11 protein-coding genes are annotated in these 12,030 nt (G+C 39.2%); 9 read left to right on the top strand and 2 right to left on the bottom strand.

What is annotated here, in order from left to right; genetic code table 11:
* Nucleotides 1-220: 220 nt before the first annotated feature.
* The gene (locus CXF79_RS16740) at nucleotides 221-1,450 is read left to right on the top strand and encodes a nucleoside recognition domain-containing protein (RefSeq protein ID WP_101156668.1); all 1,230 of its coding nucleotides are present in this window, start codon (nucleotides 221-223) and stop codon (nucleotides 1,448-1,450) included.
* A 288-nt stretch (nucleotides 1,451-1,738) separates the two neighbouring features.
* On the opposite strand, the gene trhA is transcribed toward CXF79_RS16740, so the two are convergent.
* Nucleotides 1,739-2,398 carry a PAQR family membrane homeostasis protein TrhA gene (gene trhA, locus CXF79_RS16735; protein WP_101156664.1) on the bottom strand — a complete coding sequence of 220 codons (660 nt, stop codon included), beginning with the start codon at nucleotides 2,396-2,398 and terminating at the stop codon, nucleotides 1,739-1,741.
* Between the two features lie 133 nt (nucleotides 2,399-2,531).
* On the bottom strand, nucleotides 2,532-2,750 hold the full coding sequence (locus tag CXF79_RS16730) for an EF-hand domain-containing protein (protein WP_011041571.1): 219 nt from the start codon (nucleotides 2,748-2,750) through the stop codon (nucleotides 2,532-2,534).
* A gap of 425 nt (nucleotides 2,751-3,175) precedes the next feature.
* Here CXF79_RS16730 and CXF79_RS16725 point away from each other — a divergent pair, with 425 nt between their 5' ends.
* From CXF79_RS16725 to ribD, 8 genes are all read left to right on the top strand, one after another.
* Nucleotides 3,176-4,618, top strand: coding sequence for an alpha/beta hydrolase (locus CXF79_RS16725; RefSeq protein ID WP_011041572.1), 1,443 nt, complete (start codon nucleotides 3,176-3,178; stop codon nucleotides 4,616-4,618).
* A gap of 62 nt (nucleotides 4,619-4,680) precedes the next feature.
* Nucleotides 4,681-5,436, top strand: coding sequence for an ABC transporter ATP-binding protein (locus CXF79_RS16720; RefSeq protein WP_011041573.1), 756 nt, complete (start codon nucleotides 4,681-4,683; stop codon nucleotides 5,434-5,436).
* Nucleotides 5,433-6,623: an ABC transporter permease gene (locus CXF79_RS16715; RefSeq protein WP_011041574.1), complete on the top strand. Its 1,191-nt coding sequence runs from the start codon at nucleotides 5,433-5,435 to the stop codon at nucleotides 6,621-6,623. The genes CXF79_RS16720 and CXF79_RS16715 overlap by 4 nt, the downstream gene beginning before the upstream one ends.
* Nucleotides 6,624-6,935: 312 nt before the next feature.
* Nucleotides 6,936-7,562, top strand: coding sequence for a sigma-70 family RNA polymerase sigma factor (locus CXF79_RS16710; RefSeq protein WP_232769225.1), 627 nt, complete (start codon nucleotides 6,936-6,938; stop codon nucleotides 7,560-7,562).
* The gene (locus tag CXF79_RS16705) at nucleotides 7,559-8,224 is read left to right on the top strand and encodes a hypothetical protein (protein ID WP_101156661.1); all 666 of its coding nucleotides are present in this window, start codon (nucleotides 7,559-7,561) and stop codon (nucleotides 8,222-8,224) included. Before CXF79_RS16710 ends, CXF79_RS16705 begins: the two co-directional genes overlap by 4 nt.
* A gap of 475 nt (nucleotides 8,225-8,699) precedes the next feature.
* Nucleotides 8,700-9,959, top strand: a complete 1,260-nt coding sequence (gene glyA / locus CXF79_RS16700; protein ID WP_011041578.1) for a serine hydroxymethyltransferase — start codon at nucleotides 8,700-8,702, stop codon at nucleotides 9,957-9,959.
* A gap of 310 nt (nucleotides 9,960-10,269) precedes the next feature.
* Complete coding sequence (nrdR, locus tag CXF79_RS16695) at nucleotides 10,270-10,767, top strand: transcriptional regulator NrdR (RefSeq protein WP_011041579.1); 498 nt, start codon at nucleotides 10,270-10,272, stop codon at nucleotides 10,765-10,767.
* 1 nt (nucleotide 10,768) lies between these two features.
* Nucleotides 10,769-12,010 carry a bifunctional diaminohydroxyphosphoribosylaminopyrimidine deaminase/5-amino-6-(5-phosphoribosylamino)uracil reductase RibD gene (gene ribD, locus CXF79_RS16690; RefSeq protein ID WP_101156657.1) on the top strand — a complete coding sequence of 414 codons (1,242 nt, stop codon included), beginning with the start codon at nucleotides 10,769-10,771 and terminating at the stop codon, nucleotides 12,008-12,010.
* Nucleotides 12,011-12,030 lie beyond the last annotated feature (20 nt).

Here is a 12,030-nt window from a genome sequence, read left to right as displayed (position 1 = left end):
CACTATTTTGACACGACACCCTCCTATTAGTGTGAGTAGACTGAACTGCTGATGCTTAATAAACGGGGTCAGATGATAATTTCAAAGGCCTAAGTGGCCGCTAGTTTATTGACGCCGCATCTAAATTCTAGATTGTTGATTTTTCTCGACTCTTTTAAAGTTATAATCCTAACTATTTGTAGTTGTTCGTATCTAATTTTCTTATTCGGGGTATATAGTTGTGTTGAATGGATTATGGTTAAGTTTTTTTTGGCTAGCAGCTATAGCCGCAGGTTATCAGTGGCTCTTACTAGATAACGCTGAAGTATTTAGTCAAATTATTACCTCTTTGTTTTCTATGGCAAAACTATCTGCTGAAATTGCAATTGGATTGATTGGTACACTTTGTTTGTGGCTCGGAATTTTTAAAATCGCTGAGAAAGCCCAACTTATATCTTTTTTTGCTCGTGGCGTTGAGCCACTTTTTAGGTATTTGATGCCTGGAGTGCCTCGTGGTGATAAAGCTTTTGGCTCCATTTCCATGAATATGGCCGCTAACATGCTAGGGCTAGATAACGCTGCTACTCCGCTTGGCCTAAAGGCTATGCAAGACCTCCAAGAGCACAATACCAATAAAGATGTTGCAACTAATGCTCAAATCTTATTCTTAGTTTTGAATACGTCTTCCGTTACGTTATTGCCCGTTACTATTTTTATGTATCGTGCTCAGCAAGGTGCTCTAAACCCTACGGAGGTTTTTATCCCTATATTACTGGCTACCTGCGCATCAACAGTTGTTGGGGTGTCAGTTGTCGCTTGGATTCAGCGTCTCTCACTTTTGAATCGTGTAGTGTTATCTTATTTGGGGGGATTTGTTTTACTCGTATCCTTGCTCATTACCAGTTTAATAAGTATGCCAGCAGAGCAAATGACAAAGGTTAGCTCGGTGGCTGCTAACATCATTTTATTTGGTGTTATTCTTGCCTTTCTTACTATAGGTTGGCGTAAAGGAGTGCAAGTTTATGAGACGTTTATAGAGGGGGCCAAAGAAGGTTTTACTACAGCCATTACATTAATACCTTATTTAGTGGCAATGTTAGTGGCTATAGGGGTTTTACGTGCTAGCGGGGCCTTGGATCTATTTGTTGACGGTATTGCTTACTTGTTGGTCCTCGCTGGGCTGGATACGCAATTTGTTGATGCATTGCCTACGGCACTGATGAAACCATTTAGCGGTTCTGGTGCGCGGGCTATGATGCTAGAGACCATGAATACACATGGCGTGGATTCTTTCGCCGGTCGATTAGCTGCCGTTATGCAAGGCAGTACCGAAACAACGTTTTATGTGCTCGCTGTGTATTTCGGCGTTGTGGGTATTAAGCAGGGAAGGCATGCCGTCTTTTGTGGTTTGATCGCGGATCTTGCTGGAATCTGTGCGGCTATAATCGTGTGTTATTGGTTCTTTGGATAATAAAAAAGCTGGGATACTCTGAACCTCCCCAGTTTAACGGACACTTTAAATATTCAAGAAATTACTAATAGCTGTATTATCATGTTGTCTAATTAGTTTCATATGTTTTATTTTTTAGCCATAGCCACATTAAAAAGAGCTTAAGACGTAAATAGCTTTTAGTCCGCTTTGTCGGAACAGTTGCCGTTAGATACGTAAGGACTAACGTCAGCTTTCATATCTTAAGTGAACGTAAATCTGAATGAATCCTAGAGATAATTTAGGTCGGGTTTGTGGCATTAGTGAATATTACACGTACCAATAAATCATTAAAAAATGGCAAGTGACACCACCTAAAACAAAAAGGTGCCAAATAGCGTGCGTGTAAGGTACTGTTTTTTTGACATAGAAAAAAACCCCAAGAGAATAAATTAACCCGCCTAATGCCAGCAAACCAATGGCTTGTTCAGGTAATTTCTCATATAACTCCCCTAAAATACCCAACGAAATAAAACCCATGCCTAGATAGGTGGCTAGGGATATTTTTTTGTATTTGTTACCAAATTTTATTTTGAACAGAACACCGGATAGGGCAAATAGCCAAATGAAAACCAGCAGAGTATAACCAAGCGGACCTGCTAATGTGATAGCAAATAGTGGTGTATAAGTACCTGCAATGAGTAAATATATGGCGCAGTGATCTAGTAGTTTAAATAACGTCTTAGCGCGCTTATTCGTTAAACTATGGTAAATAGTTGAGGCGAGAAAAAGGAGAATGCCACTGGTAGCGAAAATACTAAAACTAATTATTCGGCTAAGTTCGCCATGGCTGTTATTTAATAGTAAAAATAGTGCGAAACAACTTAACAATAGGCCAAAGGCGTGGCTGATAACATTAAGTTTTTCTTCGCTTTGACTATAAGAGGTTGGTGGCGAATTGTCAGAAGGAAAGTCTTTCTGATCAGTCATAATGAGCTGCTTTAATAAGTTTAGTGTGCGAATATACGCTGAGTGTCAATACAACACCAAACAAAGTAAAGATAGAGTTTATCTAAGGCTAAATCTGCTGTTAGCCTTGGTATCAGAGTAGAGCGAACTTTAGTTAAAGTGCTAACTCAATAACCATATCTTTTAGCTCATCTTTAGAGATTGAGTTGCTGTGATTTTTATCAAAACGATTAAAAATGGTTTCGCACATACGAATACCTTTGTCTTGTAATAAAACGTCAATTAGCTCAACAAATTCAGAACGACTTATCACGCCGTCTTTATCTTCATCAAACACTTCAAATAACTCATCTACCCACTGATTTAAGTCCATATAAAATCCCCACTACTAATTTAAAAAAGATATGACTAAACCATATCGCTTATTCAGGTGTTTGTGAATGGCTATTTCAATTTTTTTAGCCTTGTGATGGATAAAGTAGCTATTTGTCTACTTATTGATTGCTTTTGGATCATATACCAAAGCCACTTGAAGATGCGTTTTTCGGGACGCTTGATCATTAGTTCCTCAACCATCCCCGAAGGGCTGGTTTAGAAATGCTTTATGCTGCGTTATTGATTTCGACAATAGAATAACTATTCTCCTCCATCAATGTATTGCCTAAAGTCATTTTAATTCCCACTGAAATATTGCACTTTGAATGGTAACGGGTATATATCAACTTTATTTTTATTTTTCTGTAATAAATTGGCAAAGCTGCAGACTAACTGTCCAATGCTTTATTAAGGAAAGATAAAATGAAAGTAACGTGGAAAAATCTGTTGGCGCTAAGTTTATTGTCATTAACGGCAACGAGTTGGGCTAATGATAGTAAATTAACTTTAGAAAACTGCCATTTAGGTGAAATTCGCTCACAAGTACAGTGTGGCAAACTTGAAGTGCCAGAAAATTATCAGCAGCCTGATGGTGATAAAATAGCCGTTAATTTTGCCGTATTGCCTGCTATTGATGATAGTGAATACAAGGCGCCGTTAATGTTTTTAGCAGGTGGTCCAGGTCAAGCCGCAGTTGAATTAGCGACAGGATTAAATAGAGTCTTTCGTGAAGTACGTAAAACACGTGATATTATTCTTGTTGATCAACGAGGTACTGGTAAAAGCAGTCCCTTGTCATGTGAATTTGAAGCAGTAGATAATGTCTATAGCGCTTTACCTGATGCATTAACCCCTCAAGAAGTAAAAGATTGTGTTGCGCAATTTAAAGGTGATGTAACTCAATATAATTCTGAAAATGCTATTCGAGATTTTGATGCAATACGTGCAGCACTGGGTCATGAAAAGTTAAATATTTATGGCGGCTCTTATGGCACACGTGCAGGGTTGGTCTTTATGCGTATGTTTCCAGAGTCTCTGGAAAGTGTTGTGTTAGATAGTGTTGGTCCAATAGAAGTACCTATAGGCATGTTCGGGCAAAGTGGCGCACGTTCTTTTAATCTATTGATTGATAATTGTAAAAATAGTGAGTCATGCCATAAAGCTTTCCCAAATTTAGCTGATGAATTTCAAGCAGTAAAAGTACGTTTAGCGAAAGAGCCTGCTAGCATTGATATCTTACATCCTCGTTTAGGCACACCAACAAAACTTGTTATTGATGAGACTAAATTTACCGGTAACTTACGCTTTCAGCTGTATGGCATGGAAGGTCGTTCTATGGTGCCACTTGTTATCCATCAAGCTTTCTTAGGTAATTATCAACCGCTAGTTGGTTTGATGGCTCGCACGGAGGGTGAACAACTTGTTTATACCGGCTTACTCTTTAACATTGTATGTAATGAAGATATGCCAAGGTTATCGGTAGCAGATAAAGCGGCGGACGCGAACAATAACTTTGATGGCAAAGACAGCCAGCTTGCATGGGACATGGTTTGTCCATTCTTCCCTAAATACCGCCCGAGTGAAGGTTTTTACCAGAGTGTCACAGCAGATATTCCGACGTTAATTTTGTCAGGTAATTTAGATCCAGTCACACCGCCTAGTAATGGTGAGTATTCAGCGAAGACTCTACCTAATAGCCATCATATTATTGTTGAAAATGCTTCGCATACCGTGGCAATGAGTACCTGTGCTAGCGATATAATTCAGGAGTTTTTAACCAGTAAAACGCCTAAGAAACTTGATGAATCTTGTTTAAAAGACATTCCCCAAGAAACCTTTATGACCAGTGTTAACGGTATTCAATAGAGCGCATACATTTATATGTAATGGCACGAATAAGGGAATAACTATGTTTGAAGGAAAAAGAAATGATAGAAGTAAATAATTTACATAAGAGTTTTATTGATAAGAAAGATAAGAAGAATACGGTCAAAGCGCTAGATGGACTTTCTTTCACCGCCAAAGACGGTGAAATTACTGGTATTTTAGGCCCTAACGGAGCCGGAAAAACAACGTGTTTACGCACGTTATATGGATTACTTTCAGCTGACGAAGGTTTTGCCACCATTGACGGTATTAGTGTGACTGAAAACCCACTTGCTGCACGAGCTAAGTTAGGTATTTTCCCTGACAAATTTGGCTTGTATGAACGTCTTACCGCTTACGAGCAAATTGATTATTTTGCCAGCCTTCATGGCATGTCAGGAAAAACTAAAAAACAAGCGATAGAACAAGTGATCCAAGATTTAGAGTTAGGTGATTTAGCACATCGTAAAACTGTTGGCTTTTCTCAAGGCCAGCGTATGAAAGTTACACTAGCCCAAGCATTAGTACATCAACCGCAAAACTTTGTGCTTGATGAGCCAACGCGAGGTTTAGATGTAATGAGTACCCGTATTTTACGTAATCATTTAGCTAAGTTTAAAGCCAAAGGACACTGTATTTTATTCTCGTCACATGTAATGCAAGAGGTTGCGGCCTTATGTGACCGAGTCATTATTGTGGCTAATGGAAAGCTTGCCGCACAAGGAACTCCTCAAGAGTTATGTGAGTTAGCGGGTGAACAGAATTTAGAAGAAGCTTTTGTTAAATTAATTGGTTCAGATGAAGGAGTAGCTGCATGATTACTTCAAATTTAAATGTAGATTTAATCCAATTAAAAGCATTAGTGATAAAAGAGTACCGAGAGGCTTTTCGTGATAAACGCGCGCTTATGGTTGCGTTAATGATGGCTATCTTAGCGCCTGTCGGAATAATGGTCATGTCAAAAATCATGATTGAAAAAATGGTGGATGAGCCGCCTATCTATGTCAAGTTCATCGGCGCTGAGCATGCGCCTAAGTTAATCAAGCACTTTGCAGATAAAAACTTGTTAGATTTGGCGGATGTACCTAAGGATGAAAAATCTACTTGGGAACAACGTAATATAGCGATTGAAATCCCAGAAGATTATGCAGCAGATATGGCAGAAGGTAAGCCGATAAAATTGCATTTACAGGCTGATTTTACTGACAAGGCTGTTCAACCGCCAGTAAGGCGAATTAATAATGCCGTAAGAGAGTTCTCTTTATCCATAGGTTATAAACGCTTGTTACTTCGAGGTGTAGACATACGTTTGTTAAACCCTGTTAAATTAGTTGAGCAAGACACGGCAAAACCTGATGCTACTTTTATGCTGATTTCAATGATGCTTGGTATTTATTTGATGTTAGCTGCATTTATGTCTGGTTTATCGGTCGCGATTGATTCGAGTGCCGGTGAGCGTGAGCGTAATGTACTGGAAATGTTGCTTTGCCAACCTGTAAGCACCATGAAAATAGTATTGGCTAAATTGATAAGTGCTTCAACAGTGGCAGTTATTGGTGTGTTATTGATATTGATACTTACCTCTGTTTCAGTGGGTTTTGTCGATTTAACTAAAATTGGTGCCACCTTTAGCTTAGATCTATCGACCGCAGCGGTATTATTATTACTACTATTACCTATTTGTTTCTTTGCGTCAGCCTGTCAGTTATTTGTGGCATTTCAAACAAAGAGCTTTAAAGAGGCGCAATCAACGGTAGGTATGCTTATCGGTATTCCCGCTTTTATCCCTTTTGTTGTTTCGATGATGGATGATCGTCCCCAGTGGCTGAATTGGCTGCCAATCGCGGGTCAATCCATGATAATTGAAAATATATTTAAGGGTGTTGACGTTGATTGGTTAGCAGTATTCGCTACGAGTGCAGTGACTATTGCTATCACGATTGCTTTAGTTTTAGCACTAGCTAAGAAGCTAAAATCAGAAAAAGTAGTGATGGCATTAAGTTAAGCCTATACCCAAACTACATGAAGATGCAGGTTTCAGCTGGAGTTAGAAATGCCTTTAGGCAAGGCATTGATTGAAGAGAAGGATTATTCCCTTGTCGAAATCAATAACATGGCTTAAAGCGTTTATAAACCAGCCCTATGGGGACACCTGAGTGAACCATGCTCTTCGTTGCCTCCTTTTTTAAGGGAATAACCCTTAATAAAATGAAGCGCCTTGATCATGAATCACTCAGGCATCCTGAAATGTGCATCTTCAAGTCGCTTGGGTATATCGCGACATTGATGATAAAATAACAATCTTATAGTAAATATTATGTTAAATTTAAGTAAATTAATCATAACGAAAGCAGACGTTTCCTATGCCACCGCGCAGAGAGCAGACTGCCAGGAAAACGCATTGGATTGTTATTCAGTAGAGCCGCAGGTTGGGGATCATCAAGTCGTATTTACCCAGTGGATGACGGAGCATGAAAAATTGCTACGTCATATCATTACGGGTTTTGAAGCAAAAATTGCTATTCAAGATGAGCTATTTCAAGAGATCGCGTTAAATATTTGGCGAGCTTTACCTCAGTTTCGTCAAGATGCAGCGGTAAAAACCTTTGTTGCACGTATTGCTCACAATGTATTAGCGACACACGTTGCTAAAGCAGTCAAAACCATTAAAGCGGATCAAGACTTAAGTAACATCAGTATGGAGGTTGAAAAGGATGAACGTCAACCTACACCTTATCAATCACTTAACCAGAGTCAACGACAACAAAAGCTAGCCGAAGCTATTCGTCAGCTAAAACTTGAGCAACAACAGGTGATAACACTTGCATTAGAAGGCATGAGTTATCAAGAGATTGCAGACGTTTTATCCATTACAACAAACCTTGTTGGTGTACGATTACAGAGAGCTAAACAAGTCTTATCTCAAATGTTGGAGGCCGTATGAGTAACGATAAATTGCCTGAAAATGAAGAGGTTCATCAAGGTGTTCATCAAGAAACCGAGAAACAATTAAGTTCGGCTGTTATTTCAGAGTTTAGTGCAGAGACGAGCAATCTACTTGATGAACAATGGCTCACACTTAGCCAAGATTGGCAAAGTCAGCCTTATGAAAAAACAAATATTCAAGCGTTATTAAAACAAACTAAAAAACGTACTCTGCTAGCAAAATCTTTGTTGGCTATTGATATCATCGCCACTGTAGGGCTTCTCATTGCGTTATTAATTGGCCTGTATCAAGGGGATTGGGGAACGGCAACTATTGCTTACCTTGCCTTCGGAGTAATAACCTCAGTAGTCTTTGTTTATTATGAAATTAAGATACGTTTACGTATTTGGCAACACAGCTGTGATAGTCCAGATAAAGCGGTAGCTAACGCTATTGCAGGGCTGGAGTCTTCGATTAAATATATTAAATTAATCAAGCTATCATGCTGGTTATTGCTACCAACAGTTAACTGGTACATCTATGCCATGGTTGAAGAGTCAGAAAAATCACCTTGGCCGCCTTTCCTTGTTATCAACCTTGTTATAGCCATCTTGTGGTTGGTCAGCCATTGGTTTCAGAAAAAGCGCACTAAAGAGTTGAGCCAACTTAGCTTAATCTAATAAGGCCTGTGCAAATATACCGCTAAGTTTTGCACAATAAAGTTATAAGTGGCTTCCGATAAACAATATCACCACTAATTATGGAGCCAGCCATTCTGGTATTGTAATAATATTCATTGTTCCATGAATAATTTGTACTTTACACGTCATACCTGTTTATTATTCGGGTATTTGTTTTGTTTTCTGTTTTATATTCGTTGTAACTTGCTTTTTTATTAGTTATAGTCTGTTTGCTTGCTTTGGTGAAAACTTTTATTGTGCTGTTAAGTTCGATAGCTTAACAACTTACGCTATAAAACAGTGCGAAATGCACTAAGGCTAGCCCGTTTTGCCGTGTACATACAGGTAAAAATCAGGCAAAATACTGCCACTAATTTTGTGTGTCCAAGTTAATCGAATTTGATAATTAAGTTTACTAAATAGGTAACTAGGGCACAGTTTGCAGCCTTGGGCTGAAATACTTAAGGAATAAACCATGTTTACTCGTGATATGAATATTGCTACTTTTGATCCAGAACTTTTTGAAGCAATGAGCAATGAAGTTGTTCGCCAAGAAGAGCACATTGAATTAATTGCATCTGAAAACTACTGTAGCCCGCGCGTTCTTGAAGCACAAGGCTCACAACTTACTAACAAATACGCTGAAGGTTACCCTGGCAAGCGTTACTACGGTGGTTGTGAATATGTTGATATCGCTGAGCAATTAGCGATTGATCGTGCTAAAGAATTATTTGGTGCTACTTATGCCAACGTTCAGCCTCATGCTGGTTCACAAGCTAACGCAGCTGTTTTTCAAGCTTTAGTTACACCAGGTGGTAAAGTATTAGGCATGAGCTTAGCTCATGGCGGTCACTTAACTCATGGTTCACATGTAAGCTTCTCTGGTAAGTCTTATGAAGCGTTCCAATATGGTCTTCACCCTGAAACAGGCGATATTGACTATGAAGAATTAGAACGTTTAGCTGTAGAGCACAAACCAGAAATGATTATCGGTGGTTTCTCAGCATTCTCAGGTGTTGTTGACTGGGCACGTATGCGTACAATTGCTGATAAAGTTGGCGCTTACTTCTTCGTAGATATGGCTCACGTTGCGGGTTTAATTGCTGCAGGTCTTTACCCTAACCCAGTTCCACATGCGCATGTTGTTACTACAACTACGCATAAAACATTAGCTGGCCCACGTGGCGGTTTAATTATCTCTGGTTGTGATGACGAAGCTATTTACAAAAAGTTAAACAGCGCTGTTTTCCCAGGTGGTCAAGGTGGCCCATTAATGCACATTATTGCAGCGAAAGCCGTTGCATTTAAAGAAGCATTATCGCCAGAGTTTAAAGTTTACCAACAAAATGTTTTAGCTAACGCTTTAGCAATGGTAGATGTATTACAAGACCGTGGTTATAAAGTAGTATCTAACGGTACGCAAAACCACTTATTGTTACTTGATTTAATCGATAAAGATATTACTGGTAAAGATGCTGATGCCGCTTTAGGTAAAGCACACATCACAGTAAACAAAAACTCAGTGCCAAACGATCCTCGTTCTCCGTTTGTTACATCAGGTCTACGTTTAGGTACTCCAGCGATTACTCGTCGTGGTTTTGGTATCGAAGAAACTAAGGCATTAACTGGCTGGATTTGTGACATTCTTGATGATATTGAAAATGAAGACGTTAGCAAACGTGTTCAAGACCAAGTTAAAGAGTTATGTGCTCGTTTCCCTGTTTACCAAAAGTAGCTTTTATCTTGTCGCTGTAAAGCTCAATTTAAGCGTCAAAAGTACTCATTGACTAACGTCAACTCCGTGCTTTTTTCTTTAAATTGAGCCACACAGCTTAAAGCTAAATATCTACTTACACTGAAATTTGTTTAATAGTTAGTGTAAGTAAGTGAATAGTGAACTAGCGTCATACACTAAGCCTTTTATCGCTCAAGGCTTAACGGAAACTCAGTTTACTTAGCTAAATCAGTTGTTTTATATTAAAATGGTCGCCTTGAGCGGCCATTTTTTTTGTCCGTAATTTAATCTCCATTACCGTAGGTAAACCATGTATTGTCCATTTTGTTCAGCTAATGACACTAAAGTCATCGATTCACGTTTAGTTTCTGATGGCCATCAAGTAAGACGACGTCGTGAATGTTTAGCTTGTCACGAACGTTATACAACATTTGAAAGTGCTGAATTGGTGATGCCAAGAATCATAAAACGTGATGGCAGCAGAGAACCGTTTAACGAAGATAAAATGCTTAGTGGTTTAACCCGAGCATTAGAAAAACGCCCTGTAAGCATGGAACAAATAGAGTTGGCGGTTAATAAGCTGAAGTCTCAAATGCGCGCTACTGGTGAACGAGAAATTAGCAGTGAAATGCTAGGAGACTTAATTATGGCGCAGCTTAAAGAATTAGATAAAGTTGCTTACTTACGTTTCGCTTCTGTTTATTTGTCCTTTGAAGATATCAGCGAGTTTGCTGATGAGATCACGCGATTAGGAAAAGAAAAAAACGGTAAAGCAAAAAAGGCTAAACCAGCGAAAACGGCTAAATAACATGAAAACTAGTTCGCCTAACAACAAGAACACTCTTACTGAGCAAAACTTTACTGAACAAGACCACCACTTTATGTCTAGGGCTATAGATTTAGCTAAAAAAGGACATTTCACTACTTCTCCCAACCCTAGAGTTGGTTGTGTGTTAGTGAGCTATAAAGAAGGTGTTGGTAAGGTCATTGGTGAAGGTTATCATCAAAAAGCTGGGCAGGGTCATGCAGAAGTTAATGCGTTAGCTGAGGCAAAAGTGAACAATCCCGCTTTAATCAAGGGGGCTACAGCCTATGTTACCCTTGAGCCTTGCAGCCATTTTGGCCGTACGCCGCCATGTGCCAAAGCATTAGTTGATGCTGGTGTTAGTCATGTTATTGCCGCTATGGTTGATCCCAATCCACAAGTTTCTGGTAATGGCTTATCCCTATTAGAAGAAGCGGGCATCACGGTGCAATCGGGTTTATTAGAACAAAGCGCAAGGCTACTCAACGTCGGATTCATTCACAGGATGGTCAATAAACTTCCTTATGTACGCTGTAAATTAGCAGCAAGCCTTGATGGGAAAACAGCCATGGCAAGTGGCGAAAGTAAGTGGATTACGTCAGCAGATGCTCGACAAGATGTTCAACGTCTACGCGCCCAGAGTTGCGCGATTATCACAGGTGCAGATTCAGTACTTTTTGATAATGCTAAGATGACAGTACGTTGGTCTGAGCTAGGTGAGTTAAAAAGTAACTACCCAAAAGAAGCCCTTCGTCAGCCTTTACGTATTGTAATTGATAGTCAAAATAGACTGACGCCAAACCTGGCATTATTCGAACATCAGTCACCAATTTTAATTATTAATGGCATAGATCCGGACTACGTTGAAAATAAAATTGAATCACATCTTGAAAACTTACCAAAATGGCCGCATTTCGTAGAACAGGTGCAATTACCTGTGACTGAAAACTCGCAGGGTAAATTGAAAATAAATTTAAAGGCTTTGTTAGAATACCTAGCAAAGCGAGGGCTCAATGATATTTTAATTGAGTCAGGCGCACGGTTAAGTGGTGCCTTTATTGAACAAAATTTAGTGAATGAACTTATTCTGTATCAAGCGCCCAAATTAATGGGTGGCGATGGTAAAAACTTAATGGAAATGCCCTCAGTATCAAAGCTGAACCAAGCCAAGGCATTAACTATTAGTGATATTCGTATGGTTGGTGTGGATATTCGCATCACTAGCCAACTTACTAATACTGAATAAATGAACACCGAATAAATAAT

The sequence above is a fragment of the Colwellia sp. Bg11-28 genome (genome assembly GCF_002836245.1).
GTDB classification, from domain to species: Bacteria; Pseudomonadota; Gammaproteobacteria; order Enterobacterales; family Alteromonadaceae; genus Colwellia; species Colwellia psychrerythraea_A.
The sequence above is the reverse complement of the archived record's forward strand: the minus strand, read 5'-3'. Positions and strand labels throughout refer to the sequence as shown.

Bases quoted from the DNA above. Each gene is read 5' to 3' on its own strand.
- ribD (WP_101156657.1), top strand. From the start codon at position 10,769: ATGAAAACTAGTTCGCCTAACAACAAGAACACTCTTACTGAGCAAAAC.
- CXF79_RS16720 (WP_011041573.1), top strand. From the start codon at position 4,681: ATGATAGAAGTAAATAATTTACATAAGAGTTTTATTGATAAGAAAGAT.
- trhA (WP_101156664.1), bottom strand. From the start codon at position 2,398: ATGACTGATCAGAAAGACTTTCCTTCTGACAATTCGCCACCAACCTCT.
- CXF79_RS16725 (WP_011041572.1), top strand. From the start codon at position 3,176: ATGAAAGTAACGTGGAAAAATCTGTTGGCGCTAAGTTTATTGTCATTA.
- CXF79_RS16715 (WP_011041574.1), top strand. From the start codon at position 5,433: ATGATTACTTCAAATTTAAATGTAGATTTAATCCAATTAAAAGCATTA.
- glyA (WP_011041578.1), top strand. From the start codon at position 8,700: ATGTTTACTCGTGATATGAATATTGCTACTTTTGATCCAGAACTTTTT.
- CXF79_RS16710 (WP_232769225.1), top strand. From the start codon at position 6,936: ATGTTAAATTTAAGTAAATTAATCATAACGAAAGCAGACGTTTCCTAT.
- CXF79_RS16705 (WP_101156661.1), top strand. From the start codon at position 7,559: ATGAGTAACGATAAATTGCCTGAAAATGAAGAGGTTCATCAAGGTGTT.
- CXF79_RS16730 (WP_011041571.1), bottom strand. From the start codon at position 2,750: ATGGACTTAAATCAGTGGGTAGATGAGTTATTTGAAGTGTTTGATGAA.
- nrdR (WP_011041579.1), top strand. From the start codon at position 10,270: ATGTATTGTCCATTTTGTTCAGCTAATGACACTAAAGTCATCGATTCA.